Here is a 26,430-nt window from a genome sequence, read left to right as displayed (position 1 = left end):
TTAAAAAGTTTTAACGGCCTGAACTCAAGAAATTGTAGAGATTGCGAATCATGGCAGCCGTGGCACCCCAAATGAAGTATTCACGCCCACCTTCGGGTGCCGGGTATGGCATGGCGTAAAAGGTGCGGGGCCCCATTGGCGTTTGCAAACTGCGGGTTTGGTGATTGGCCGGGTTCATTAAAAAATCCAGCGGCACCTCAAACACCTCGGCCACTTCGAAACTGTCCAGCGTCAAATCAAACTCGGGTTGCACCAGCGCCACCACCGGCGTGACCAAAAAATTGGTGGCTGTTTGGTACACCGGCATGGTGCCCAGCACCTCGATGTGCTGGCGGTGCAAGCCCACCTCTTCCTCGGTTTCACGCAAGGCTGTTTCAACCGGATGACCATCCTCGGGCTCGCTGCGCCCACCCGGAAAACTGATCTGCCCGGCATGGTCATTGAGGTGCGCGGTGCGCTGGGTCAACAACACTTGCAGACCATGCTCACGCAGAACAATGGGCACCAGCACCGCCGCATCGGCAGGGTCGCGGTCCTTGAAAAAGCGCTCCTCAAGGGGCTCTGGCGTCCATTGGACACTGCCCATCCGCTGAAAACAGTCGCGCAACATGTCGGCTGTCCACAATCCATTTGTCAACATGGTCAGGCCGCCAGTCCGAACAACATCAATTCGGCAAATTGTTTGCGCAACGGGGGGGTGAACTCCATGAGATTCAAGGCCACTTGCCGACCAGCACCGAGCAGCGGGTTTTGGTTTGAAAAACCTTTCACCATGAGATCGGTTAAACGAACCACCGCATTTCGATCGGTCATGCGGGCTTTTTCAAACTCAGCCAGTGCACCAATCAGCAGGGTTTCATCAGCCACAATGGCGGGTGACACGCTGCGCACCAACTGCGCTGCATCCCGAAGGCCCAGGTTGAGCCCCTGCCCGGCGACTGGATGCAAAATTTGCGCGGCATTGCCAATAGCCACGCGCCGCCCCTGCACCAATTTCTCGCGCCAATTCATGCCCAGGGGAAAAGCCTTGCGGGGCCCGGCTTCATGCACCACCACCCGGCGACCAAACTGCGCTTTCAATTCATCAAAAAAAGCGCCATCGGGCAGGCCCAGCCGGCGGTCGACATCGGCTTTGGCGGCACACCACACCAGCGAATAACGCCGTTGATCGCTTGAAATGGGCAACAGCGCGAGCGGCCCTTCGCGGGTGAATCGTTCAAATGCCAGGGTTTGGTGTTGGTCCAGCAGGCCTGGCTCTACAGTGGCTGTCAATTCGCTGACCAGCGCCCATTGCCCATAGTCCACCACATGGTCACGTTCACCCGCCTCGCCATACAGCCCGCCTTCAGCATCCACGCGAAGGCCCACGGTGTACTCCGTGCCATTGTCCAGTTCCAGAATTTCCAGTGACTGGTGACGGCTTCGATGGGCAAAACGCACATTGGCTGGGCGAAACACTTGCACGCCACGCCGTTGTAGTGCTTCCGACAAGCAAGCCACCAGCTGACCATACCGCACGGTCCACCCCAAGGCCCGCAAACCCATGTCTTCAGCCTTCATGCGCACTTGGCCAAAGCGGGATTGCTCGGACACATGGATGTGATGGATGGGCGTGGCATCGGCGGGGAAACCCAGGCTGGACAGGCGCAGGCGCGTGGCGTCGCTGAGTGCCAACACGCGAGGATCGCCCAAAGTGGCGTCCAGTGGTTTGGCATCAAAAATGGCAATCCGATGTGCGCGGTCGCCCCACTGCGCGGCCAGCCAACCCGCAAATGCCAAGCCAACAGGCCCGGCACCCACAACGGCCACATCGAAATCGGTCTGCGCGTCACCCACGGTCATGCGGCCCTTTTTTGCTGCACGCGGTTTCTCGATTGCATCAAGGCGTGAATGTCGCTCACGGTTTTGGGCGCTTCGTGGGTGTAGATGTCGCACCCTTTGGCCGTCACAATTGCATCGTCTTCGATGCGAATTCCGATGTTTTCGAATTTTTTCGGCACGCCCCGGCCAGGGCGAATGTACAGGCCTGGCTCAATCGTCAACACCATACCGGGCTCCAGTTTTCTGGAGGTGTGGGGTGCAACCCCATCCTGCGGCTTTGCTGCCGGGTCACGGTAGCTGCCACAGTCGTGCACATCCATGCCCAACCAGTGGCTGGTGCGGTGCATGTAAAAGCGCGTGTAGGCCTTCTGCTCAATCGCTTCTGCCAAGCCCATTTTCAGCAGCTTGAGGTCAATCAAGCCTTGGGTCAGTACTTTCACGGCTGCGTCGTGCGGGTCGTTAAACCGGGCACCAGGCCGGGTGGCTGCAATGGCCGCATATTGCGCCTCCAACACGACCTCGTAAACAGCCTGTTGCGCAGCGCTGAATTGTCCGTTGACCGGGAAGGTCCGTGTAATGTCCGAGGCGTAGCAGTCCAATTCGCAACCAGCGTCGATCAGCAACAAGTCACCATCCTTCAAACGCTGGTCATTTGCCCGGTAATGCAGCACACAGGCGTTGGCACCTCCGGCCACAATGGATCCATAGGCAGGCGCCTCAGACCCATGCTTGCGGAAGGTGTACAACAACTCGGCTTCCACTTCATATTCAAACTTGCCCGGGGCCGAGGTGAGCATGGCCCGTTGGTGCGCCATGGCTGAAATGGTGGCCGCTTTTTTCATGGTGGACAACTCGGTTTTGTCCTTTATCAGGCGAAGTTCATCCAGCGCATGGCTGATGTCGAGCACCGCATGGGGTGCCACCACACCCATGCGCGCCTTGCCACGCAAAGTCTTCAACACTTCGGCCACCGCGGCCTCCAAGCGTTCATCCTCACCCAGGCGCAAAAACACGCTGGGCTGGTTGGCCAACATCTCGGTCAGGCCCTCTTCGAAATCGTCCATGCTGAAGGCCGCATCAAAACCAAATTGCGCCTGCGCAGCTTGGGGGCCAAAGCGAAAGCCGTCCCAGATTTCCCGCTCTTCGTGCTTGGGGCGGCAAAACAAGAAGGACTTGCTTTTACCCGAAGGCGACACCGCCAAAGCCATGCAAGCCTCGGGCTCGGGAAAACCAGTCAAGAAGTAGAAGTAGCTGTCGGACCGGAACGCATAATCGGCATCCCGATTGCGCATCACTTCATGACCGGACTGCACCAACGCAACACCGCCACCCTGCTTTTTCAAGGCCTGGGCCAGACGGGCTCGCCGCTTGGCATACACACTGGGGGATTGGGTGGGGTAACGACTGCTCATACACGACCTGCCTTGTGTTGAAGAAGTTGGTTCAATTCGTCCAGACGGGCCGGGGTACCAATGTCCATCCAGCAGCCTGAATGCAACTCACCGTTTACTGTGCCTTGTTGCATGGCGGTGCGCAACAGGGGTGCCAGTTTGGCCACCGAGCCTCGTGCAACGTTCTGAAACAAACTGGGTGCATACACGCCGATGCCCGAGAATGTGCAAGCGGGCGACTGCCCACTGCGATCGCGCACGGTGTTGCCCTGCAATTCAAAATCACCGGCCGGGTTGTGGTCAGGGTTGGGCACCAACACCAGGTGAGCCTGCTGCCCGGGCATCCAGGACCGTGCAATGTCCAAAGCCTTGTTCACCGACCAATCGCAATACACATCGCCGTTGATCACCAAGAACGGTGAGTTAAGGCCTTCAGGATTGAGCAACGGCAGAGCCTTTGCAATGCCGCCTGCCGTCTCCAACGCCACCAGTTCCGGTGAATACGCGATGTGTGCACCCAAAGCCCTGCCATCGCCAAAATACGCTTCAATTTGCTCGCCCAAGTGGGCATGGTTGACCACCAACTCGGTGATGCCCGCCTGCACCAGCGCTTCGACATGCCACTGCAACAGGGGCTTTCCACCGGCTTTCAGCAGGGGTTTGGGACAGGTGTCTGTCAAAGGCCGCATGCGTTCGCCGCGCCCAGCGGCCAGAATCATCGCCCGCATGGTCAAAAGGTGTAGCCCACTTTCACAGCCTTGTTTTCAAGGCGGTCCAGCACCAGCAACAGCGGCTTGAACGCGATGTACCGGGATGCAACCGAGCGCACGTACGCCAACACCAAAGGCAGGTCGTTCAGGTATTGAGACTTGCCATCCCGGTGGTACAGGCGTGCAAAAATACCCAGAATTTTCAGGTGGCGCTGCAAACCCATGAAATCAAACTGGCGATAAAACTCGCTGGCATCGTGTGGAATGGACAAACCGGCTTTTTTGGCTTGCTCCCAATAACGAATGGCCCAATCCACGGTCATGTCTTCCGGCCACTCCACATAGGCATCCCGCAGAATACTGACCAGGTCGTAACTCAACGGACCCTGCACTGCGTCCTGAAAATCCAGCATGCCCAATTGGGGCTTGCCGCCTTCAACACCCGTCACCATGAGGTTTCGGCTGTGGTAGTCGCGGTGAACAAACACCTGCGCTTCGGACAAAGCACTGTCAACCAGGGTGCGCTTGATGGTGATGAGCCAGTTTTTTTCCTGATCGGTGAGTTCGCTCTGAAAGTGCTTGCCCACGTACCAGGTGTCAAACAGGTCCATCTCGGTCTGCAGCTTTTCAGCAGAATAGGCGGGCAAACCATCCACACGGACATTGGCTTGCATGGTAACCAGGTCCTGCAAGGCTGCACGGTACAGTGGGTCGGCGGCTGCATCGGCGGTGCGCAACGCAGCCAGCATGGTGGTGTTGCCAAAGTCTTCCAGCAGCAAAAAACCCTGCTCGACTTGTTCGGCCAGCACCTGGGGAGCCCGAACGCCCCCATCACGCAACAATTTGCCCACCATCAAAAATGGCCGCACGTCTTCTTTGTCAGGTGGTGCATCCATCACCACCCGGGTATGGCCCGAACGACGGTCCAGGACCCTGAAATAACGGCGAAAACTGGCATCGCTGGAGGCCGGGGCCAGGGTCTGGAGATCAAACTCGTGAGCGGGCAGGTTTTCCAGCCATTTTTCCAACAATTCTTGACGCAAGGCGCTCATGAAACCAACCATTCCCTTAATCTTCGGTACAGTTGCCTATAATAGTGGGAACTGCCTACCTGTTGACGCCAACGACGCCATTTGAGACCTGTCCCAGCTTGAACAAGATCAAAAAAACCAGAAACACCTGTTGGGATGTTCCGATGCTGGCTTGCGGCAGGCCGTGGCATTTGCGCACGCCGTTGTCCGCGATGATCCTTCTGGCCCTGGCCACTGCCGCACAAGCCGATGACCGCGCTCCCACCCGGTTGAAAATGGACAGTAGCCTGCTGGGCGTCAAAACCAAAATTCCAGAGGACGAGGCGACCTATATTTCAGCCGACTCAATGACCAGCAATGGCGCTGAGGAAACCACGCTGGAGGGTCGGGTGGAGCTGCGCCGCCAAGGCTTGCGCCTGCAAAGCGACCGCGTCACCTACTCGCCCATCACCGACCGGGCCACCGCCAAGGGCAACCTGGTGATCGAAAAAGAAAACATGCGCCTGAAAGCCCCGGATGGCGATGTGAAAGTGGGCACCGGCGAAAGCCGCCTGACCAAACCCACTTTTGAGCTGATGGACATCAAGGGCAAAGGCCGTGCAGACCGGTTGCAATACGATGGCATTTCCACCCTCACGCTGGAAAACCCAAACTACACGGTGTGCCAGGTACCCGACCCGGCGCAAGCCGACAAAGGCGACTGGTATGTGACCGCTGAAAGCCTTGAACTGGACCAGACTGAGGAAGTGGGGCGTGCAAAAGGCGCGAAGGTGGTGTTCAAGGATGTACCCATTCTGGCATCGCCTTACCTGTCATTTCCCACCACCAACCGACGCAAAAGTGGTTTCCTGCCGCCCTCCATTGGCACCGTGTCCAACAGCGGACTGGAAGTCACCACACCGTATTACTGGAACATTGCACCGGACAAAGACCTAACCCTTTACCCAACGCTGATTTCCGGACGGGGCGCACAGCTGGGTGCCGAGGCCCGGTACTTGACACCGCATCAGGATGGCAACCTGAAGTTCGATTACCTGCCAGGCGATCAAAAAACAGGGCAGGACCGCTATGCGGTGTCTGTGCTTCAGAATTACAACCAAGGCAACTACTACGCTGGCTTGAACCTCAACGGCGTGTCCGACGATCAATACTTCGTGGACTTTTCGCGGACACAGGCCGTGGCATCGCAGCGGGTATTGCTGCGTGAAGGTTACTTCGCCTACCGGGAAGACAACTGGTCGGCCTCGGTTCGTGCCGTCACGCACCAAACCTTGCAACTGTTCAATGACATCATTGTTGAACCTTACGACCGTTTGCCCGAAGTGGCCGTGGAGTTGAACCCAACCAAAGTGGGTGCCGCGTTTGTGTCCGTGTCGGGCTTGTACACCGACTTTGCCAACCCCACCGGCACGCCCAACCGGGTTGAGGGCTCCCGGGGCGTCACGCGTGCGCGGGTCTTCATGCCGGTCAACCGCGCTCAATTCTCATTCACCCCGGCCCTTTCAGTCCAGGCCAACAGCTATGACCTGCGCAACCAAGCGACCGGCTTCGGGCCCAGTGCGAGCAGTGTGGTGCCCACAGCCTCTCTGGATGGCACGGTCTATTTCGACCGCAAAACCACCCTGTTTGGCCGCGCAGTCAATCAATCACTTGAACCCCGTATTTTTTACCTGTACACGCCATTCAAAGACCAGTCCGACCAACCCCTGTTTGACACCACGGTCACCGATCAAAGCCTGAGCCGTATTTTCTCGGAAAACCGGTATGCCGGTTATGACCGCGTGGCCGACGCCAACCAGCTCACATTTGCAGTCACCAGTCGGTTTAGCGATGTCACCACCAGCGAAGAATTGTTCAGCATGACCGCAGGGCAGCGCATCAACTTGAAAACGCCTCGCCTGGTGCTCACCGGGCTTGAGGCGCCAGTCACCAGCGACTCTGATTTTTTCCTGAATGCGCGGGGCCGGATCAGCAAAAATTATGTGGTGGATGCCACCAGCCAGTTCAGCGCCGAAAGCGGCCGACACGAGCGGGGCAACATCAGCCTTGGCTATTCCCCCACACCCGGCAAACAGTTGAACCTGGGCTATCGCTACACGCGAAACCTCATCGACCAGTTTGATGTGTCCGGACAGTGGCCCATTTCCAAAAAATGGAGTGGTGTCGGCCGCGTCAATTATTCCATGCTGGACAAGCGCCTGATTGAAGGCGTTGCGGGCCTTGAATATGGTGAAGGCTGCTGGGCGGTGCGTGTGGTGGCACAACGCTTTGCCACTGCCCCACAACTGCAGACCACCTCTTTATTCCTGCAACTGGAACTTTCCGGCCTGGGCCGGATCGGATCCAATCCGATCGAACTACTTTCGCGGCGAGTGCCTGGTTACACCCCATTCGCTTCGTCGCTGACCACGCAATAACCATGAGCACTATGCATTCTCGATTCGGTACCCCCCTGATGGGCATTTTGCTGGGCGCAGCGCTGGGGCTACCCCTTCATGCCGTCGCCCAAAGCCTGAAAATGCCCCAAGCTGGAAAACCTGCCACCGTCATCGGTGCGCCAGCCAACAACACCTCACCGGCCAAAGCCAGTACCACCCCCTCGGGGATCACAGGCAAGCTCAGTGGAACCCTGGGGGAAAGTACACAAAGTGCCCCGGAAATCGACGGCATTGTCGCGATTGTGAATTCCGACATCATCACACGCAGTGAATTGAACCGTCAGGTGGCGCAAATTGAGCGGCAAATGACGCGCCGCGGCGTTCAATTGCCTGATCGCCTGTTGCTGCGCAAGCAGGTGCTGGACAGAATGATCAACGACCGCGCGCAGTTGCAACTGGCCAATGACACCGGCATCCGGGTGGACGATGCACAAGTGGATGCCACGATGGCGCGGATTGCCGAGCAAAACAACATGTCGATGGAATCGTTCATGGAACGTTTGCGCGACGACGGTGTTTCACCGACCCGCTTCCGTGAAGAAGTTAAAAATGAAATGACCGTGGCACGCCTGCGCGAAAGGGACGTCGAGTCTCGCATTCAGGTCAGTGATGCTGAAATTCAGGCCTTTCTGGCCAGCAAAACACCCAACGGACCAGCCAACAAACCCGAAGTGAATTGGGTGCAGTTTTTGATCAAGGCGCCGCAAGATGCATCGGGCAATGTGCTGAACCAGGCACAAACCAAAGCGGCTGCAGTCGAAAAAATGCTCAAAGCAGGTGCCAGCACGGCCGATGTCCTCAAGGCTTACCCAGAGCTGGCCATTGCCGGAACCGGCGCCATGGGTTGGCAAGGCTATGATGCGGTGCCGAGCTTGTTCACCGAGTTTTTATCCAAAGCGGACACCAATGGAGTGTCCACCGTCCGCAGTCCGAATGGCTTTCACGTGCTGAAAGTATTGGAGCGTCGGGATGGCGCAACATCGCTGGATGCCACCCCCGTCACCCAAACCCATGCCCGCCACATCCTGATCAAAACCGGGCCGGACATCAGCGACACCGAGGCCAAACGGCGCCTGAACTTTGCCTTGGAACAACTCAAAAACGGCCAAGCCACCTTTGAAGACCTGGCCAAGCGCTACAGCCAGGACGGTTCTGCATCCAAAGGCGGCGATTTGGGCTGGCTTTACCCAGGCGACACCGTGCCGGAATTTGAACGCGAAATGAATCAACTGCCCGTGGGTGGCATCAGCCCGGTTTTCCAGAGCCGTTTCGGGTTCCACATTGTTCAGGTCACCGAACGTCGACAGCAGGCCGCGTCGGAAGAACGCCAACGTCAGGCCGCCCGCCAGGCCATTCGAGCCAACAAGGCCGAAGAAGCCTACAACGAATGGCTGCGGCAACTGCGTGATCGCACGTATGTAGACATTCGCTTGTGAACACCACGCCGGCCCCTTTGTTGATTACCAGCGGTGAACCCGCTGGCATTGGGCCAGAACTGTGTGGTCTGGTCTCGGCACAAGCCCTGCACACGCAACTGAACCGAACACTGGTGATACTGGGCGACGCAGAGTTGCTCGACCAACGCAGCCACGCCATTGGCGTGTCGGCCAACTGGCAACGCATTGACAGCCTGGAAGAGTTGGCTCGTTTCCCGCAACCGGGCCTGTATGTCTGGCACCACCCATTGTGCGTGCCGTGCACCACCGGGCGTCCCACACCGGCCAACGCCCCCTATGTACTGGGTTTGCTCGACAGCGCCTGCGATGCCTGCCTGAGTGGCAGCGCTGCAGCCATGGTGACAGCCCCCATTCAAAAGTCGGCCATCAGCCCGCACTGGCCCGGTTTCATGGGCCACACGGAATACCTTGCAGCGCGCTGCGGACAAAACGAGGTGGTGATGATGCTCGCCGGTGGCGGCCTGAAAGTGGCCCTGGCCACCACGCATCTACCCTTGCACGCAGTGCCGGCTGCCATCACGGTGGATGGCTTACGCACCACACTTGAAATCGTGTTGACAGCACTGCAGCGCCACTGGGGCTGCACCAAACCCACGGTGCTGGTTACAGGACTAAACCCCCATGCTGGCGAGTCGGGCGACCTGGGTCGGGAAGAAATCGAGGTGATACGCCCGGTGATTGACGCCTTGGTGGCCCAGGGGCACGATGTGCGCGGGCCTTACCCGGCAGACACACTATTTCAACCCAAATACCTTCAAGAAGCCGATGCCGTGTTGGCCATGTACCACGACCAAGGGTTGCCCGTGTTGAAATTTGCGAGCTTTGGCGAAGGTGTCAACATTTCGCTGGGCCTGCCCATCATCCGGACCTCGGTAGACCACGGCACAGCACTTGACCTGGCTGGCACCCGTCACATCAACAGTGGCAGCATGGTCGAGGCCATTACCCTGGCTCACACCATGAGCCTGAAAGCACAGCAAGTACATTCATGAAACACCAAGCCCGCAAACGATTTGGACAACACTTTTTGACCGATCAAACGGTGCTGGCCAATTTTCTGGGCGACCTGCGCCCTTCCCCTGCAGACACCATCGTCGAGATTGGTCCTGGCTTGGGTGCACTCACGGTGTGGCTGCTCAAAGTATTGCCCACGCTGCATGTGATTGAAATTGACCGTGACTTGGCACAACGGCTTCGCACAGGCCCCTGGAAAGACAGGCTGACCATCCATGAAGTGGATGTCCTGAAATTCAATTTCCATGACATTCAGGCACCGTTTCGCGTGGTGGGCAATTTGCCATACAACATTTCATCCCCCATTTTGTTTGCATTGCTCGAGCATGCCGATCGCATTGTCGACCAGCAATTCATGCTGCAAAAAGAGGTGATTGACCGGATGGTGGCGAAGCCCCGTGACAGTGACTATGGGCGCCTGTCCGTCATGCTGCAGGCTTATTACGACATGACCCACCTGTTTGATGTTCCACCCGAGTGCTTTGACCCACCACCTCGGGTGATGTCCGCGATTGTGCGCATGGTGCCCAAAGCGAAAGTCAATCGGGACGCCATTCCTGGTGATATTTTTTCACGCATTGTGAGTGCTGCATTTTCACAGCGGCGAAAAATGCTGCGCAACACCTGGGCAGACGTGGTCCCTTTTGAAGCCGCGGCGGCAGCAGGCATCGAATTAACCGCCCGGGCTGAAGAAATTTCGGCAGCACAGTATGTGCAGGTTGCCCAATGGATGCTGAAGAACGGTTAAATCACCCGATGTTCAACCAGTGCATCGCGCCAACCACTGCCCATCAACGACAACAATTTCTTTCTGAATCCTTCCGCGCTGCCTGTGGTGTAAAACTGCACGCGCTGGGCATCTGGAACGACACTCAATTCAGGCTCATGGTGTGAGCCCACCTCTTCCAAACGGTGACGAAGCTGACGCGCCACAGGGCGGCCTGTTTCAATGACCGTCACGTGTTCACCGGCCATCTGGCGAATAACAGGCGCCACAAAGGGGTAGTGGGTACAGCCCAGCACAATCACATCCACCCCATCCGCTTGAAATGCGTCCATCACCGGGCGAAGGTGCTCACGCACCGCAGTTTCGTTGATGGGCACCTGTTCAATCAACTCCACAAGGCCAGGGCACGGTTTGGCCACCACACGGGCCAGTGGATCAAACCGCTCAACCAGCGCTTGAAAGCGTGCACTGGCCACGGTGTTGCTGGTGGCGAGAATACCCACCACCCCTGTTTTGGTCAGCAACGTGGCGGGTTTCACGGCAGGTTCAATGCCAACGATCGGCCAATGGGGCCAACGCAGCCGGGCCTGGCTGGCCGCCGCAGCAGTGGCCGTGTTGCAGGCCATTACCAACGCCTTGTTGCCGTGCTGGTGCAGTGCACTTGCAACGTCCATCACACGGCTGGCAATCAAGGACTGCGGTTTGTCGCCATAGGGCAAGTAGGCCTCATCGGCCAAAAACACAAAGCGCTCATGCGGCAATTCCAGCAGCAAAGCCTGAAGCACCGACAAGCCCCCAACACCGGAATCAAATACCGCCACGGGTGAATGCGCAACCGAGGAATGCACAATGTTCATGCCTTAAATCTCAAGTTGAGCCGCAGTCACCACCACCTCCACTTTCCAGCCTGGCCGGGCCAGCGCCGACACTTGCACACAGGCGCGGGCGGGCGCACACCCTTCGGGCACCCAGGTGTCCCATACCGAGTTAAATCCGTCGATGTCGGCGATGTCAGTCAGGTACACCTGCACCATCAACAGGTGACGACGGTCACTGTCAGCCTCATGCAGGCGCTTTTCCACCAACTGCAGCAGATTGTGGGTTTGTTCAACAATGTCGCCATGCTCAATGGAGGGTACTTCAACCAAATGGACCATGCCGTTGAATCGTGTGGAATCGGAGTAGCGTTTTGTAGTACCGTGTCTGTGTATCACAGGACCCTCTCATGAAATTTGAACATCTGGTGCAAATCAATGACCCCAAGCTGCCTGTGGTGGACTGGTTGACCCGCGAACAGCTCTGGATGGGCTTGGTGGCACGGGCCTGGAAACCAACCCGTTTCATTTTGGGTCTTGAACAAGCCGAGGTGACCGAGATTGCACACAGCGGCACTGTGACCACCTTGCACCGACGGCTCGATTATGGCGCATTCCAGGTGGAAGACACCATTGAACTGCACGATGAACAGCGCACCGAAACCCGGGTGACACCGAGCCAGCACTGCGGCCCCAGCACATTGACCATTACGATTGAAGAACCTGAGCAGGGCATGCTGTGGCTTCGTTTTCAATACCATGTGCAGGATGCTGACGGCCTGAATGCGCAGGATGACGCACAATCCGAATACGAAGAAGCACGAAAACAAGCATACCGGGCGGCCGACATCGACACGGTTAAAATGATCCGCGAACTGGCCAGCACGCTGCCGGCTGACCACGGTATTCCACCCCGCAAAGACCACTGACCATCCCGACGTGAAAGCGGTGGCGCTTAACCCAACGCTTTTGCACCCATGTAGATTTGCCCCGAGCGGTTGCCGCTGCGGCAAAATGCAAACACGGGTTTTTCAGCCGCATCCAGCACAGCCTTGAACTGCTCCAACAACTCGGCGCTGGGTGGCTGCCCCATGCCCAAGGGCAGGTAATGCACGGCAAGCCCCAAGGCTTTCGCTTTTGCTTCGATTTCAGCGTGTAATGGCTGACCGGGCTCTTCGAAGTCCGGGCGGTTGTTGATCACGGTTTTGAAACCCATGTCGCGCACGGTTTCCAGGTCTTCAGGGCGAATTTGCCCACACACGGACAACTCTTCGCTCAGTTGACGAACACTCATTGATATTTCCTTTTGGCCAATTGCACAGACCTACTGGTAGGAGAGTTCTTTGGCTTTGCCCCAGAACACCTTGTAGGAGAACGCAGTGTACCCGAGGATGGCTGGCAAGGTGAGCACCACGCCAACCAGAATGATCTTCAGCGAACCGGGCGCTGCGGCGGCTTCCCACACCGTGAGTTGATTCAACACCACATAGGGAAACTGGCTGTAGGCCAGCCCGAGGAAAGACAAGGTCATGACCCCTGCGGTGAGCCCAAACACCAGCCAGCCGTACCCCGCCTGAATAACCCTGGGCCTGGACAACACATGGTGAATACCCCACAAACACAGCATGGTGGCCAGAGGGATGGGGGCCAAAGCGAACAGGGTGGGAAAGGTGAACCACTTCTGGAAAATTTGGGGCACCACCAAGGGTGTAATGGCCGAAATAAATGCAATGGCCGCCAACATGGGCCAAAAGCTGATGCGCCCCCACCGGCAAGCCTTGTCCATCAGCTCTCCATCGGTTTTCATGATGAGCCAGCCACTGGCCAGCAATGCATAAGCAAATGGCAGGGTGAATGCAACACCGAGGTTGAACACAATCTGTGACCAGTGGTGCGAAAAGCCGGTGATGTAAGAGCCCAGCATCCAGCCCTGGCACACCGAGGTCAACAAGGAACCCGATGTAAAAATACGGTTCCACAGGGGCTTGTAGGCTGTGTCCACCTTGACGCGAAAGTCAAACGCAACGCCACGCAGCACCAGGCCCACCAGCATCAGGGTGGCCGGTAAATAGAGCGCAGTGAGCACCACACCATGGGCTTTGGGAAACGCCACCAGCAGCACCCCCACGCCCAGCACCAACCAGGTTTCGTTGGCATCCCAAAACGGACCAATCGAGTTGATCATGGTGTCTTTCTCGGCGTCGCTGGCAAATGGCAACAACATGCCCACACCCAGGTCGTAGCCGTCCAGTACCACATAAATCAACATGGCCAAACCCATCACGGCCATGAATAGCAGGGGTAAAAACTCATCGAATGTCATGCGGCTCTCCGTTGGCAAGTATTAAGGTTGAGCGCGACGAATGCGGTCTGCAGGCACCGAAGCAGGTGCCCCACCGCCGCCCCACGCCACCGGTTTTGCCGAGCCAGTGCCACCCAGCAGCATGTAGCGAAGCACCCAGACATAGGCAACAATAAGCCCCGCATACAAAGCCAGGTACAAGGCCACCGTGAACGCCAGCAATTGCGGCGGGTGTTGGGCCACCACATCGGCTGTGCTCAGCACGCCATACACCACATAGGGCTGCCGACCAATTTCGGTTACCCACCACCCTGCCACCGTGGCCAACCAACCTGAAAACATCATGAGCAACAGGCCCTTGAGCATGAGACGGTGCAGGGTGTTGTCCAGCTTGGGCCCACCCTTGCGGAACAGCCACACTGCCAGCCACGACATGAGCAACATCAGGCTGCCCATGCCGACCATGACGCGGAAGGAATAAAACACCACGGCCACGGGTGGGTGCTCGCCCACAAATTCATTCAACCCTTTGATTTCGCCATTCGGGTCGTGCGTCAAAATCAGGCTGGCCAATTTGGGAATTTCAATCGCAAACCGGTTTTCCTGTTTGTCTTTGTCCGGAATGGCAAACAACACCAAGGGCGCACCCCGCTCGGTGTGCCAAACGGCTTCAATCGCCGCAATTTTGGCGGGCTGGTGGTGCAAGGTGTTCAAGCCGTGCATGTCACCCACCACAATTTGAACCGGAATCACCACCGCAGCCCCCGTCACAGCCAGCTTCAACATGCTGCGGGTAAAAGGCTTTTCCTTCTGCTTCAATATTTGCAGGGCACTGCCACCGGCAATCAGAAAAAACACGGTCAGTGCGCTGGCCATGAGCATGTGGGCCAATCGGTATGGAAAGGATGGATTGAAAACGATGGCCAACCAATCGGTCGGGTGCAATTCCCCGTTGATCACCTCAAAGCCTTGGGGGGTCTGCATCCAGCTGTTGAGCACCAAAATCCAGAAAGCCGACAGCGTGGTGCCAAAGGCGACCAGAAAGGTGGCCAGCAAGTGAACCTTGGGCGACACCCGCTGTTTGCCAAACAGCATCACGCCCAAAAACGTGGCCTCCAAAAAGAAGGCTGTGAGCACTTCGTAGCCCAGCAAAGGCCCGGCGATGTTGCCGGCCTTTTCCATAAAACCGGGCCAGTTGGTCCCAAACTGGAAACTCATGGTGATGCCCGACACCACACCCAAGGCGAAGGTGAGGGCAAATATTTTGGTCCAGAAGTAATGGGCCTGCTCCCATTCGGTTTTGCCGGTTCGCACATGCTGCAAACGCAGGTAAAACATCACCCAACCCAGGCCGATGCTGATGGTTGGAAACAAGATGTGGAAGGTGATGTTGGCTGCAAACTGCATTCGCGCCAACTCCAGGGATGACAACTCCATACCGCCTCCTTCGATGAGCGTACACTCATGCCACAAGCTGGCAGCCAGGCCGAACTTCAGGCTTCATACCCCAGTCCAACCCACAGCAGCCCCATGATCCAACGACGCGTGTTTTTTCTTCTGGCGGCCCTGGCGGCATTTGCCCCCTTGGCCATCGACCTGTACTTGCCCAGCCTGGCCCACATCGCAGACAGCTTGCGAACCACGCCTGCGCGTGCTCAGCAAACAGTGAGCGTGTTCCTGGCCGGCTTTGCGGTCGGTATGTTGTTGTATGGGCCGTTGTCAGACCGATTGGGTCGCCGGCGGATCATCCTCATCGGGACGGTGGTGTTTGTGCTCGCCAGCGTGGCCTGCGCCCTCGCCTCTAGCATAGAACAACTTTTGACCTTTCGCATCCTTCAGGCGTTTGGCGGCGGTGCAGCAGCGGTGGTGTCACGCGCCATTGTCCGTGACCTGTTTGAAGAACGGGAGGCCGCTCGGGTTATGGCGATGGTCGGCATGGTCACCTCGTTTGCGCCCATGATCGCCCCCATGGCGGGTGCCTTCATTTTGCAACTGGGCAGTTGGCGGTATGAATTCGTGGCGCTGGCCCTGTTCGGGCTGGCCTGCATGGTGGGCAGCCACCGCTTGTTGCCTGAAACGCTTCAACAAGGCCATGCACAAGCCTCCCTGATGGCGGCATTTCGCGGTTACGGCACGGTGCTGGCCCAGCCTTCTGCCCGTCGTTTGATTGTGGCAGGCGGTGCGCACTTTGCAGCCATGTTTGCCTACATCACCGGCACACCCTACGTATACATTCAATGGTTTGGCCTGTCTGAAACACTGTATGCCGTGCTGTTTGGTTCAAACATCATCAGCCTGGTGGCCTTTGGTTACCTGTCCAGCCGCTGGGTGGCTCGACTGGGGCCAGCCAAACTGGCGCTGTGGGGCTCACGCTGGGCATTGGCGGGCGGTGCTTTGGTGCTGTTGGCCGCATTGCCTGGTCAAACTGGCCAATGGAACCTGGCTGGCTTGGCATTGGGCTTTTTGATGGCGGTGGGGTCAATCGGCTGGGTATCGCCCAACACCATGGCGCAATTGCTGGCCGCCCACCCGAAAAATGCCGGTGCCGCGTCGGCCTTGTATGGCTTTGCACAGTTTGGACTGGGGGGTTTGGCCAGCGTGGGGGTTTCCTGGCTGCACGATGGCACGGCCAAGCCCATGGCGGCATTGGTGGCCGCCTTTTTGTTGCTGGCAGCCTGGGCGTCGTGGGCGCAAAACGGACAACCCGCACCTGAACAGGGTCACCCACTTGCTTAACCTTCAATTGTAGGCACATTTCCAGAAGAGTTGTTCAGCTCCAGTGGCGGTTTTAGCCTAAAAATTGGACTTTTTGGGTCCTTTCAGGTATGTTGTACCCCTTGTTTTGGTGCAGTGCACTGCAAAATGCACGCCCCTTCCGTCCAACCAGCCCTGTCTGAAGTGCCCCATGGCCGACTCCAAAGCCTTGAATGCGGACAACCGCAGTGAAACCCGCGGCGACAACCAGCCGGACGTGGCCTGGCTCGAAAGCCAGTACAACGTTCGCGCCTACCTCACCGAGCACCCGAAGATTTTCGCCCGCTGGGCTGAACTGTCGCGTTATGCCCGCTTTGACCTGGATGGCCACTGGAACCTGTATTTCGGCGAATCAGAAGCCGAAACCGTGGACGTTATTCCAGGCAAACCCGGCAAACCCCTGTTGATATATATCCATGGCGGTTACTGGCGCTCGCTCGACAAATACGATTTCACCTTCCTGGCCAAGCCTTACGTGGCGCGGGGCTATTCGGTGGCCTTGCTCAATTACGGGCTCATCCCGAAAGTCACGATTGAAGACTGTGTTCGCCAAACCTTGCGCGGCATCGAATGGTTGTACCGCCAGGCCGAACGGTTTGGCTACGATGCCAACCAGATCGTGGTTTGCGGCCATTCAGCGGGCGGACACCTCGGTGTCATGAGCGCCTTGGCCTTCTGGCCGTTGTGGGCGTCCGACTTGCCGCAGGACGTGGTGAAGTCCGTGATTGCCATTTCCGGCATCTACGACCTAAGCCCACTGGTGCACACGCCTTTCATTCAGAAAGACCTGAAACTGAACCAGAAACGCACCCGCATGGTGAGCCCTGCGCTCATGCCCAAGCCCACGATTCCCGTGCATTTGGCCTTCGGCACCGAAGAAACCGATGCCTTCAAGGAACAGAGCGCTTACCTGGCTGCCCACTGGGGCCTGAACCCGCCGTTGCAGGTACACGCCAACCACCTGAACATCGTGGACCAGGTTGCTGACCCGCACAGTGAGTTGTTCATGCTGATTCAAAACCAGTTGCTGCTGCCCTCGCATTAAGCCCCTTCCACATGGATTTACCCCCCACCGGTTGCACCCCTTCCCCTCGGAATGGGTGAAACTGAACGGGGAATCCCCCCATGTTCGGGACAACGCCGGAAGAAATGCTGCCGTATAAAAGAGTTGTGCAGGCAACGCAGCATGGGAGGCGAACATGGCACTTACTCTGGCATACCACAACACCCGGTCGGACCACCAGTTCAACTACCCAGATGGCCACACCCTGATGCGCAAGAAAACCTTGCGCCAAACAGCCAAACTCTTCAAGGTGGGTTGCAAGGTGCTGGTGGACCGAGCGCCCGCCACCATCATTGCTTACAACATTGCGGAGTTTGGGCGCTGGATATCAACCAGCCACCCGGTGATGGCCAAGCTGGACAATGGCGACGTGGTGTATTGCCGCTTAAATGACCTGGCCTTCGCTGTTTGATCTTCGCTGTTTGATCATTGACGCCAACCGCGCAGCGCCGACTATAATCGGCGCATGAGCACACACACTTTTCCAATTGGATATATTGGCCTGGGCAACATGGGCTCGGCCATGGTGCGCCGCCTGTGCGCAGCGGGCTACCCGGTGCATGGCTGGGCGCGCAGTGCCCACACCCGCACCAGCCTTCACGACACACCTGTTCGTTTCCACGACACCATCGCCGAGTTGTGCCAGCAGGCAACGGTGATCGCACTGAATGTGACCCGCACCGACGATGTTGAAGATTTGCTGTTCCGCAAAGGGGGAATCGCTGAACAGGCTCAACCTGGTTCAACCCTGATCGACTTCAGCACGATTGACGCTGCGGCTGTTAAAGCTTTTGCACCGAAGCTGCGTGCGCGAGGACTGGAATACATCGACTGCCCGGTGTCGGGTGGCGTGATGGGCGCCAAAGCAGGCACACTGTCCATGATGGCGGGCGGCTCACGCGCGGCATTCGATGCATTGGTCCCGATGCTGAAACACCTGGGCAAAACCATTCGCCATGTGGGCGACAGTGGCGCCGGTCAAGCCATTAAAGCCGCCAACCAGATGGCACTGTGCATTCAATTGGTGGGCATTGCCGAAGCCATGAACTACGCCTTGGAACAGGGTGCTGAGCTGGCCATGGTGCTGGAGTTGCTGCAAGCAGGGCTGCCCGCCAGCCGCGTGCTGGATTGGGCTGGACCCCACATGGTGGAAGGTTTTACACGGCAGCCCACGATTGAAGCACACCTGCATGCCAAGGATGTCGACATGGTGGCCCGTGCTGCACGGGCTCAGGGCCTGCATTTGCCGCTGCTGTTCAAAACAGCCGACCTGTTGAATGAACTGATTGCAACAGGCCCCGCAAGCCAGGACACGGCACGGGTGTTTGAACTGGTGCGTCGGCATTTGCGGGATGTGTGAAGCCCGTGCCTGTTGACAGCCCCCAGCAACACCGGTAGCTCGTGGTTTCTTACTACCCCCAGCAACACCGATTGCCCGTGCCAAACGCCCCCCGAAGGCAAAGGTTGCCCCGCGCCTTCGAACCGTCCCGAGAACTCGCGCCGATGGCGCTCAAACATCTCGGTCCGTGTGTTCGAATGCTGTGCGGGCCAAACCGATCGGTGGGCTGACTGTTTGGCGCCGGGCACACCGGTATTGCTGGGTGCTCGCGGCCAGCGGCCTGCGCGGTTCGCCTCCCCAGCAGCGACGTAATCAAATATCGTACGCGTGCCCGCCCCCCATCACGCGTTCAATCAACTTGGGCGTCAGCATCGGCGCAAACGTGCCAATGAACTCCACCATCAGCGTTCGCATAAACACCCCCTGCCGCAAGGCAATGCGGGTGGTGTTGCGTCCAAACAAGTGGTCCACCGGCACCGCCACCAGGTGTTGGTCTTTGGCGGCGTCAAAAGCCACTTCGGCAATAATGCCCACGCCCAGGCCCAAACCCACATAGGTCTTGATCACATCGGCATCAATCGCTTCCAGCACCACTTCCAGGTCAACACCCGCTTTCTTGAAAGCCGCATCAATCTTTTTTCGGCCGGCAAAGTGGGTTTCATAAGTAATCACGGGCAGTTGTTGAAAATCTGCCAGCGCCATTTTCCGGGCACCAGCGCCCTGAAAATCCTGAAGCCACTCACCCTCGGCCGGCGCAATCGCCACATGGCCCCAGTCGTAGCACGGCAAGGTGACCAAATCCGGCTCATCGGCCAAGGCTTCGGTGGCCACCGCCAAATCAGCCTGGTCTTTGCGCACCCAGTCGGCCAGCTGCTCGGGCGTGCCTTGCAGCAAAATCAGCTTCACTTTCGGAAATTTTTTACGGAAAGCGGCCACCGCCTGCGGCAACACATACCGCGCCTGTGTGTGGGTCACAGCCACCGTCAATTGCCCGCTTTCACGAGCCGCGAATTCCTCGCCCACGCGCTTGATGTTCTCCAACTCGGCCAACACCCGCTCACAGGCCTGCACCACCAGTTCACCGGGCGGCGTCAGGCCCTTAATCCGTTTGCCGTGGCGCTTGAAAATCTCGAAGCCCAGTTCCTCTTCCAGTTCGATGATGGCCTTGGACACACCGGGCTGGCTGGTGAACAGGGCTTTGGCCGCGTCGGTCAAGCTGAAATTGTGGCGAACCGCCTCACGAACAAAGCGAAGTTGGTGCAAATTCATGGACTTGGAACACTCCGGGTGGCATTGGGGCACACCAACAAGCTTTATTCCACAGGGGAATAAATAAATGGAAATACTATCGTTTGAATTATAAGGCCATGCCACTACACTGCAAGTCCCTGAAACTGGATTGTGAGTGGCTTGTGCCTTTTCATTTCGACTTGGTCTATGTGGCATCGGGTTTGGCCGTGGGTCTGCTGGTCGGTTTGACCGGCGTGGGCGGCGGTTCACTCATGACCCCCCTGTTGACTGTGCTGTTTGGCGTACCGGCCACCACGGCTGTGGGCACCGACCTTGCCTTTGCGGCCATCACCAAAGGCGCGGGCACCGTGGTGCACCGCTTGCGCAACACCGTGAACTGGCGTGTCGTGGCCCTGATGGCCTCGGGCAGCTTGCCGGCCTCCCTCGTGACGATTTTCATCCTGCACAGCATGGACATTCACACAGCGGGCAAAGGCAGCCCCATGGACCTGTTCATTCGCTGGTCCATTTCCATCTGCGTGATGCTGACCGTGTGCGCCCTGCTGTTCAAGCCCCGCATCCTGAAGTGGATTGAAACCAACCCCAAAGCCCAGTTGAAGGACGGGACACGCAAAGTCGCCACCGTGGTGGCCTTTGCCATCATCGGCATGCTGGTCACCGTGTCATCGATTGGCGCCGGCGCCATTGGTGCCATGGTGCTCGTCATGCTGTACCCAACCATGAAGTCGGCGGAAATTGCGGGCACCGATATCGCGTATGCTGTGCCCCTCACCGCGGTGGCCGCATTTGGCCACTACGGTTTGGGTACGCTGGATTTCAGCTTGCTGGGCGCACTGCTGCTCGGCTCCATCCCCGGTATTACCGTGGGCAGTTATTTAAGTCGTGCGGTGCCTGAAAAGTTTCTGCGCGGGGTATTGGCCACCACCCTCACTGCTGTGGCCGCCAAACTGGTGATGTAAATGTACAAGTACGACGATTATGACCGTGCCCTCGTTCGTGAACGCGCGGCCCAATTCCGCAACCAGACTGAGCGCTACCTGAAAGGCGAACTGAGCGACGACGAGTTCCGTCCGCTGCGTTTGCAAAACGGTTTGTACATACAGCGCCATGCGCCCATGTTACGTGTGGCGGTGCCCTATGGTTTGCTGGGCGCACACCAACTTCGCAAACTGGCCGACATTGCCGACCGCTACGACCGCGGCTATGGCCACTTCACCACGCGCCAAAACATTCAGTACAACTGGCCTGCGCTGGAAAATGTGCCCACCATTCTGGAAGAACTGGCCAGTGTTGAAATGCACGCCATTCAAACCAGTGGAAACTGCATCCGCAACACCACCAGCGACCCATTCGCTGGCATCGCCAAAGACGAACTCGTCGACCCACGGCCGTTTTGCGAAATCATTCGCCAGTGGAGCACCTTCCACCCCGAGTTTTTGCACTTGCCACGCAAGTTCAAAATTGCGGTGAATGGTGCAGTTGAAGACCGCGCTGCGGTTCAAGTGCACGACATCGGCGTCAACCTGTCCCGCAATGCGCAGGGTGAGGTTGTGGCGCAAGTGTTGGCGGGTGGCGGCCTGGGCCGCACGCCGGTGATTGGTTCAGTGCTGAAAAACGACCTGCCCTGGAACGAGTTGCTGACTTACATCGAGGCCATCATGCGCGTGTACAACCGCTATGGTCGCCGCGACAACCTGTACAAAGCGCGCATCAAGATTCTGGTTCGTGCCATTGGCCCCGAAGAATTTGCCAAGCAAGTGGAACAAGAATGGCAGCACATCAAGGGTGGCGTGAGCGTGATTCCACAAGCCGAACTGGATCGCATTGCTGCACACTTTCAAGCACCGGCTTACCACACATTCAATGCTGAACAAGTGGCCACCGTGCACGAACAAATTGCTGGCTTGCGCGCCACGCACAAAGGCTTTGACCGCTGGCTGGTGCGCAATGCCCGCGAGCACCGTGTGCCCGGTTATGTCGCAGTCAGCATTTCACTGAAGCGCCCGGGTGTTGCGCCCGGAGATGCCACATCCAACGAAATGCGCCTGGTGGCCGACTTGGCCGACCAGTATTCCTTTGGTGAACTGCGCGTCACGCACGAGCAAAACTTTGTGCTGTCCGACGTGGCCGAACAAGACCTGTTCGACCTGTGGAGCGCGCTGAAAGAACACAACCTGGCCATGCCCAACATTGGCTTGGTATCCGACATCATTGCCTGCCCCGGCGGCGATTTCTGCGCGCTGGCCAATGCCAAATCCATCCCGATTGCACTGGCCATTCAAGATGCTGTGGACAACCTGGATTACCAGTTTGACCTGGGCGAAATCAGCCTCAATATTTCCGGCTGTATCAACAGTTGCGGTCACCACCACATTGGCAACATCGGTATTTTGGGCGTGGATAAAAACGGCGAGGAGTGGTACCAGGTGACCCTGGGCGGTCGCCAGGGCAACCACGCCAGCATCGGCAAGGTGATCGGCAAGTCTTTCTACGCCGAAGACGTGCCCGGCGTGGTTCAAAAAATTCTGGATGTGTATGTGGCCAACCGCCATGAAGACGAATTGTTCATCGACACGCTGGACCGAATCGGCCTGGATCCATTCAAAGACCAGGTGTATGCCAACCAGGAGGCCGCGTAATGACATCCATCATCGTTAAACCCCTGAATGGCGAAGCCCGCATTGCTACCGATGACTTCACCGTGGTGGAACTGGACCAAACCATTCCACCCACCGGCAAAGTATTGGTGAACATCGCTGTGTGGCAGGCCGAAAAAGATGCCTTGAAAGCCCGTGCGCAAGCGGGTGAACTCGGCGTGTGGCTGAACCCGGACGACAACCCGGAACTGCTGGCTCAAGACGTGAGCCTGTTGCCGGTGGTTGCCTTCCATTTCCCGGTGTTCAAGTTTGGTCAAGGTTATTCCGGGGCTGTGTTGCTGCGCAGCCGGTATGGTTTCCAGGGCGACATTCGTGCCTATGGCGATATTTGGCGCGACCAGTTGTTTTACCTGGCCCGCTGTGGCTTTACCCAGTTTGACATCAAGGATGGCAAGTCGCTGGAAGACGCACTGCTGGGCTTCAAAGACTTTACGGTGCCTTACCAAACCAGTGCCGATGGTGCCCTGCCGATTTTCACGCGGAGGGCTGCATGAGTGCACCACTCAGTGCTCACATCAATGAGCAGGTGATTGCCGTGTTTCGCGGCCCTCACCAGCCGGATACCGACATTGCCACCAAAGTGCAACAGCTGGAAACACTGTTGACCCAGGCAGCGCAGGAATTCAAGCACATCGCCCTGGCCAGCAGCCTGGCTGCTGAAGACAATGTGGTGTTTGACGTGATTGCACGCCTGAACCTGAACATTCGCGTGTTCAGCTTGAACACAGGTCGCCTTCACCAGCAAACCCTGGACGTGGCCCCCGCGCTGCAGGCCAAGTACGGTCGCACGGTGGAATGGTACGAGCCCAAGGCCGATGCGGTGGAAGCCTACGTGAGCCAGAACGGTGCCGATGCATTTTACGACAGCATTGCGCTGCGCAAGGAATGCTGCGGCATTCGCAAGGTAGAGCCTCTGGCCCGTGCGCTGCAAGGTGCACAAGCCTGGATTACTGGCCAGCGCCAGGCACAGGCCGCCACCCGTGCAGCCTTGCCTGTGCGAGAATTCGACGCCGACCGAGGCATTGAAAAATTCAACCCGCTGGCGGATTGGTCAGAAGCCGATGTGTGGACCTATGTGCGCCAGTTCAATGTACCGGTGAATGCACTGCATTTTGAGGGCTTCCCCTCCATTGGCTGCGAGCCTTGCACCCGTGCCATCACGGTGGGCGAAGAAATCCGCGCTGGACGCTGGTGGTGGGAAGACCCCACCAGCAAGGAATGCGGACTGCACAACGCCAACCTGAAACGCTAAAAGTTACCCTCATCACGAGAACCACCATGAGTACCCAAATTCACACGATGTCGCACCTGGACTGGCTGGAAGCCGAGGCCATTTACATCATGCGCGAAGTGGCCGCCGAATGCGCCCGTCCTGCCCTGCTGTTCTCGGGTGGTAAAGACTCCATCGTCATGCTGCGCATTGCCGAAAAAGCATTCCGCCCAGGCAAGTTTCCGTTTCCGTTGGTGCACATCGACACCGAACACAACTTTCCGGAAGTGATTGAGTTTCGGGACTGGAAAGCGAAACAACTGGGCGAGGAGCTGATTGTTCGCTCGCTGGAAGACTCGATGAAGCGCGGCACCATCCGTTTGCCACACCCAGAGGCCTCCCGCAACGCCTTCCAAAGCGTGACCTTGCTGGAAACCGTGGAAGAGTTTGAATTTGATGCCCTGATGGGCGGTGCCCGCCGGGATGAAGAAAAGGCCCGTGCCAAAGAGCGTATTTTCAGTTTCCGCGACAGCTTCGGCCAGTGGGACCCGAAAAGCCAGCGCCCTGAACTTTGGGACCTTTACAACACCCGTGTGCACAAGGGTGAGCACATGCGCGTGTTCCCCATTTCCAACTGGACCGAGCTGGATGTGTGGCAATACATTGAGCGCGAGAAACTGGAACTGCCCAACATTTACTACGCACACGAACGCGAAGTGATTGAACGCAATGGTTTGCTGGTGCCCATTACCGAGATGACCCAACCCAAGGCCGGTGAAACCGTGACCACCCGCACCGTGCGCTTCCGCACGGTGGGCGACATCACCTGCACCTGCCCCGTGGCCAGTACCGCTGCCAACCCGGCAGAAATCATTGCTGAAACAGCGGTGACTGACATCACCGAACGTGGGGCAACCCGCATGGACGATCAGACTTCCGAGGCCTCGATGGAGCGTCGCAAAAAAGAAGGTTATTTCTGATCCGCTAGGCTGCAACCAGGCTCACTGCTTGAGCCCGCCCCATGAGATGAATGTGAGATGAACACCATGAACGCAATCAACGAAACACTGCAGCTGACCACGCAAGACCACGGCGTGCTGCGCTTTATCACCGCTGGCTCGGTGGACGACGGAAAGTCCACCCTGATTGGTCGCCTGTTGTTTGACAGCAAGGGCATTTTTGCCGATCAACTGGCTGCCATTTCCAAAGCCAAACACAAGCGCGTGGCTGGTGACGCCATCGACTTCTCGCTGCTGACCGACGGCCTGGAAGCCGAACGCGAACAGGGCATTACGATTGACGTGGCCTACCGCTACTTTGCAACACCCGCCCGCAAATTCATTGTGGCCGACACACCAGGCCATGAGCAATACACCCGAAACATGGTGACGGGGGCCTCCACAGCCGATGTGGCCATCGTGCTGGTCGACATCACGCGTGTTGCCTTTGAAGACAGCGCAGACGGCCTGAAAGCCACCCTGCTGGCCCAAACCAAGCGCCACAGCGCGATTGCCGGGAAGTTGGGTTTGCCCGCCATTATTTTTGCGGTCAACAAAATGGACCTGGTCGACTTTGACCATGCCAAGTTTGTGGCCACCGAAAAAGCCGTGCGTGAACTGGCTCGCACTGTGGGTGTGGCAGAGGCCTATGTGCTGCCCATTTCGGCCCTGACCGGTGACAACGTGGTAACAGCCAGCAGCAAAACACCCTGGTACACCGGCCAACCCTTGCTGCCCATTCTGGAGAACATTCCCAGCCGTGCAGACCGTGCTGAAGCCCAACACAAGGTTGGCCTGCGCTTCCCGGTTCAATTGGTGGCCCGCCACGATGGCCACAAAGCCGACGACTTCCGCGGTTACATGGGCCGCATTGAAGCCGGGGCGGTGAGTGTGGGTGAAACGGTCGTCATTCATCCGTCTGGACAAACGGCTGTGGTCTCCAAGATTTTGTTCCACACCCAAGAATTGGGCACTGCCCACCTGGGCCAGTGCGTCACATTGGTGCTGGACCGGGATGTGGATGTGTCACGCGGTGACCAGATTGTGAGCAGCAGTGACACGGCCAGCCATGCGCCTGTGAAGGCATTGACCGCCGACATTTGCTGGCTGGACAATGAACCGCTGAACCTGGCACGCAAATACTGGATCAAGCAGACCACCCGGCAAACCCAGGCCAAAATCAGTGCGGTTAACCAGGTGTTGGACATCCACACCCTGCTGCACGGCGAAAGCACCAAAACAGTGCAAATGAACGACCTGGCCCGCATTGACTTGGTGCTGGCCCAGCCCCTGGTGGCTGATTTATACGCGGAATGCCGGGGCACAGGCAGCTTTATCCTGATTGACAGCGCCACCAACCAGACGGTGGCGGCTGGCATGATCGTTGCAAAGAACTGAGCAGACGACCCTTCACCCGGTTGTTGGTTGCTTGGTTCTAAATAGGGACTTTTG

26 protein-coding genes are annotated in these 26,430 nt (G+C 57.7%); 15 read left to right on the top strand and 11 right to left on the bottom strand.

All coding sequences use genetic code 11. The features are described from left to right. Nucleotides 1-10: 10 nt before the first annotated feature. From VGE55_RS04920 to VGE55_RS04900, 5 genes are read right to left on the bottom strand one after another with little or no spacing between them, the layout of a single operon-like run. Complete coding sequence (locus tag VGE55_RS04920) at nucleotides 11-640, bottom strand: CoA pyrophosphatase (protein WP_331130590.1); 630 nt, start codon at nucleotides 638-640, stop codon at nucleotides 11-13. A 2-nt stretch (nucleotides 641-642) separates the two neighbouring features. Then, the gene (locus tag VGE55_RS04915) at nucleotides 643-1,842 is read right to left on the bottom strand and encodes an FAD-dependent monooxygenase (RefSeq protein ID WP_331130589.1); all 1,200 of its coding nucleotides are present in this window, start codon (nucleotides 1,840-1,842) and stop codon (nucleotides 643-645) included. Continuing rightward, nucleotides 1,839-3,233: an aminopeptidase P N-terminal domain-containing protein gene (locus tag VGE55_RS04910; RefSeq protein ID WP_331130588.1), complete on the bottom strand. Its 1,395-nt coding sequence runs from the start codon at nucleotides 3,231-3,233 to the stop codon at nucleotides 1,839-1,841. Before VGE55_RS04910 ends, VGE55_RS04915 begins: the two co-directional genes overlap by 4 nt. After that, a complete protein-coding gene (gene murU / locus VGE55_RS04905) occupies nucleotides 3,230-3,940 on the bottom strand; it encodes an N-acetylmuramate alpha-1-phosphate uridylyltransferase MurU (RefSeq protein ID WP_331130587.1) in 711 nt (236 codons plus the stop codon). Before murU ends, VGE55_RS04910 begins: the two co-directional genes overlap by 4 nt. Nucleotides 3,941-3,942: 2 nt before the next feature. Beyond that, complete coding sequence (locus VGE55_RS04900; RefSeq protein WP_331130586.1) at nucleotides 3,943-4,974, bottom strand: aminoglycoside phosphotransferase family protein; 1,032 nt, start codon at nucleotides 4,972-4,974, stop codon at nucleotides 3,943-3,945. 191 nt (nucleotides 4,975-5,165) lie between these two features. Here VGE55_RS04900 and VGE55_RS04895 point away from each other — a divergent pair, with 191 nt between their 5' ends. From VGE55_RS04895 to rsmA, 4 genes are read left to right on the top strand one after another with little or no spacing between them, the layout of a single operon-like run. Then, nucleotides 5,166-7,370 carry an LPS-assembly protein LptD gene (locus tag VGE55_RS04895; RefSeq protein WP_331130585.1) on the top strand — a complete coding sequence of 735 codons (2,205 nt, stop codon included), beginning with the start codon at nucleotides 5,166-5,168 and terminating at the stop codon, nucleotides 7,368-7,370. A 2-nt stretch (nucleotides 7,371-7,372) separates the two neighbouring features. Then, nucleotides 7,373-8,827, top strand: a complete 1,455-nt coding sequence (locus VGE55_RS04890; protein WP_331130584.1) for a peptidylprolyl isomerase — start codon at nucleotides 7,373-7,375, stop codon at nucleotides 8,825-8,827. Beyond that, nucleotides 8,824-9,840 carry a 4-hydroxythreonine-4-phosphate dehydrogenase PdxA gene (gene pdxA / locus VGE55_RS04885; protein WP_331130583.1) on the top strand — a complete coding sequence of 339 codons (1,017 nt, stop codon included), beginning with the start codon at nucleotides 8,824-8,826 and terminating at the stop codon, nucleotides 9,838-9,840. The genes VGE55_RS04890 and pdxA overlap by 4 nt, the downstream gene beginning before the upstream one ends. Then, on the top strand, nucleotides 9,837-10,610 hold the full coding sequence (gene rsmA, locus VGE55_RS04880; protein WP_331130582.1) for a 16S rRNA (adenine(1518)-N(6)/adenine(1519)-N(6))-dimethyltransferase RsmA: 774 nt from the start codon (nucleotides 9,837-9,839) through the stop codon (nucleotides 10,608-10,610). The genes pdxA and rsmA overlap by 4 nt, the downstream gene beginning before the upstream one ends. On the opposite strand, the gene murI is transcribed toward rsmA, so the two are convergent. Together murI and VGE55_RS04870 are read right to left on the bottom strand one after the other, a co-directional pair. Then, complete coding sequence (murI, locus tag VGE55_RS04875) at nucleotides 10,607-11,446, bottom strand: glutamate racemase (RefSeq protein WP_331130581.1); 840 nt, start codon at nucleotides 11,444-11,446, stop codon at nucleotides 10,607-10,609. The two genes, rsmA and murI, sit on opposite strands and share 4 nt — an antisense overlap. Before the next feature lie 3 nt (nucleotides 11,447-11,449). Beyond that, entirely contained in the window at nucleotides 11,450-11,803 is a 354-nt protein-coding gene (locus VGE55_RS04870; RefSeq protein WP_331130580.1) for a RidA family protein, read from the bottom strand. An 11-nt stretch (nucleotides 11,804-11,814) separates the two neighbouring features. Between VGE55_RS04870 and VGE55_RS04865 the strand changes: the two genes are divergently transcribed. Next, nucleotides 11,815-12,333 (top strand): SRPBCC family protein, encoded by a 519-nt coding sequence (locus tag VGE55_RS04865; protein ID WP_331130579.1) that lies wholly within the window; start codon nucleotides 11,815-11,817, stop codon nucleotides 12,331-12,333. A gap of 26 nt (nucleotides 12,334-12,359) precedes the next feature. On the opposite strand, the gene VGE55_RS04860 is transcribed toward VGE55_RS04865, so the two are convergent. The 3 genes from VGE55_RS04860 to VGE55_RS04850 are packed head-to-tail and all read right to left on the bottom strand — an operon-like array spanning nucleotide 12,360 to nucleotide 15,143. Then, the gene (locus VGE55_RS04860) at nucleotides 12,360-12,698 is read right to left on the bottom strand and encodes a TIGR01244 family sulfur transferase (protein ID WP_331130578.1); all 339 of its coding nucleotides are present in this window, start codon (nucleotides 12,696-12,698) and stop codon (nucleotides 12,360-12,362) included. A 30-nt stretch (nucleotides 12,699-12,728) separates the two neighbouring features. After that, on the bottom strand, nucleotides 12,729-13,727 hold the full coding sequence (locus VGE55_RS04855; protein ID WP_331130577.1) for a cytochrome d ubiquinol oxidase subunit II: 999 nt from the start codon (nucleotides 13,725-13,727) through the stop codon (nucleotides 12,729-12,731). Between the two features lie 21 nt (nucleotides 13,728-13,748). Continuing rightward, nucleotides 13,749-15,143 carry a cytochrome ubiquinol oxidase subunit I gene (locus VGE55_RS04850; RefSeq protein ID WP_331130576.1) on the bottom strand — a complete coding sequence of 465 codons (1,395 nt, stop codon included), beginning with the start codon at nucleotides 15,141-15,143 and terminating at the stop codon, nucleotides 13,749-13,751. A gap of 27 nt (nucleotides 15,144-15,170) precedes the next feature. On the opposite strand from VGE55_RS04850, the gene VGE55_RS04845 reads away from it, so the two are divergent. From VGE55_RS04845 to VGE55_RS04830, 4 genes are all read left to right on the top strand, one after another. Further along, nucleotides 15,171-16,442, top strand: a complete 1,272-nt coding sequence (locus VGE55_RS04845; RefSeq protein ID WP_331130575.1) for a multidrug effflux MFS transporter — start codon at nucleotides 15,171-15,173, stop codon at nucleotides 16,440-16,442. 169 nt (nucleotides 16,443-16,611) lie between these two features. Further along, the gene (locus VGE55_RS04840) at nucleotides 16,612-17,505 is read left to right on the top strand and encodes an alpha/beta hydrolase (RefSeq protein WP_331130574.1); all 894 of its coding nucleotides are present in this window, start codon (nucleotides 16,612-16,614) and stop codon (nucleotides 17,503-17,505) included. A 154-nt stretch (nucleotides 17,506-17,659) separates the two neighbouring features. Continuing rightward, nucleotides 17,660-17,935, top strand: coding sequence for a hypothetical protein (locus VGE55_RS04835; RefSeq protein ID WP_331130573.1), 276 nt, complete (start codon nucleotides 17,660-17,662; stop codon nucleotides 17,933-17,935). 54 nt (nucleotides 17,936-17,989) lie between these two features. After that, entirely contained in the window at nucleotides 17,990-18,883 is an 894-nt protein-coding gene (locus VGE55_RS04830) for an NAD(P)-dependent oxidoreductase (protein ID WP_331130572.1), read from the top strand. A 291-nt stretch (nucleotides 18,884-19,174) separates the two neighbouring features. Here VGE55_RS04830 and VGE55_RS04825 read toward each other — a convergent pair whose 3' ends face one another. Continuing rightward, nucleotides 19,175-20,131, bottom strand: a complete 957-nt coding sequence (locus tag VGE55_RS04825) for a CysB family HTH-type transcriptional regulator (RefSeq protein WP_331130571.1) — start codon at nucleotides 20,129-20,131, stop codon at nucleotides 19,175-19,177. Nucleotides 20,132-20,274: 143 nt separating this feature from the next. Between VGE55_RS04825 and VGE55_RS04820 the strand changes: the two genes are divergently transcribed. From VGE55_RS04820 to VGE55_RS04795, 6 genes are read left to right on the top strand one after another with little or no spacing between them, the layout of a single operon-like run. After that, nucleotides 20,275-21,072, top strand: a complete 798-nt coding sequence (locus tag VGE55_RS04820) for a sulfite exporter TauE/SafE family protein (RefSeq protein WP_331130570.1) — start codon at nucleotides 20,275-20,277, stop codon at nucleotides 21,070-21,072. Next, on the top strand, nucleotides 21,073-22,752 hold the full coding sequence (locus tag VGE55_RS04815; protein WP_331130569.1) for a nitrite/sulfite reductase: 1,680 nt from the start codon (nucleotides 21,073-21,075) through the stop codon (nucleotides 22,750-22,752). It abuts the gene before it with no gap. After that, entirely contained in the window at nucleotides 22,752-23,264 is a 513-nt protein-coding gene (locus VGE55_RS04810) for a DUF934 domain-containing protein (RefSeq protein ID WP_331130568.1), read from the top strand. Before VGE55_RS04815 ends, VGE55_RS04810 begins: the two co-directional genes overlap by 1 nt. Then, on the top strand, nucleotides 23,261-24,022 hold the full coding sequence (locus VGE55_RS04805) for a phosphoadenylyl-sulfate reductase (protein WP_331130567.1): 762 nt from the start codon (nucleotides 23,261-23,263) through the stop codon (nucleotides 24,020-24,022). The genes VGE55_RS04810 and VGE55_RS04805 overlap by 4 nt, the downstream gene beginning before the upstream one ends. 26 nt (nucleotides 24,023-24,048) lie before the next feature. Beyond that, a complete protein-coding gene (gene cysD / locus VGE55_RS04800) occupies nucleotides 24,049-24,960 on the top strand; it encodes a sulfate adenylyltransferase subunit CysD (RefSeq protein WP_331130566.1) in 912 nt (303 codons plus the stop codon). Nucleotides 24,961-25,017: 57 nt separating this feature from the next. Then, complete coding sequence (locus VGE55_RS04795) at nucleotides 25,018-26,376, top strand: sulfate adenylyltransferase subunit 1 (protein WP_331130565.1); 1,359 nt, start codon at nucleotides 25,018-25,020, stop codon at nucleotides 26,374-26,376. Nucleotides 26,377-26,430: the final 54 nt, after the last annotated feature.

The organism is Limnobacter sp., assembly GCF_036405155.1.
Taxonomy (GTDB): Bacteria; Pseudomonadota; Gammaproteobacteria; order Burkholderiales; family Burkholderiaceae_B; genus Limnobacter.
Note: the sequence above shows the minus strand (reverse complement) of the source record. Positions and strands in the feature narration are given on the sequence as shown.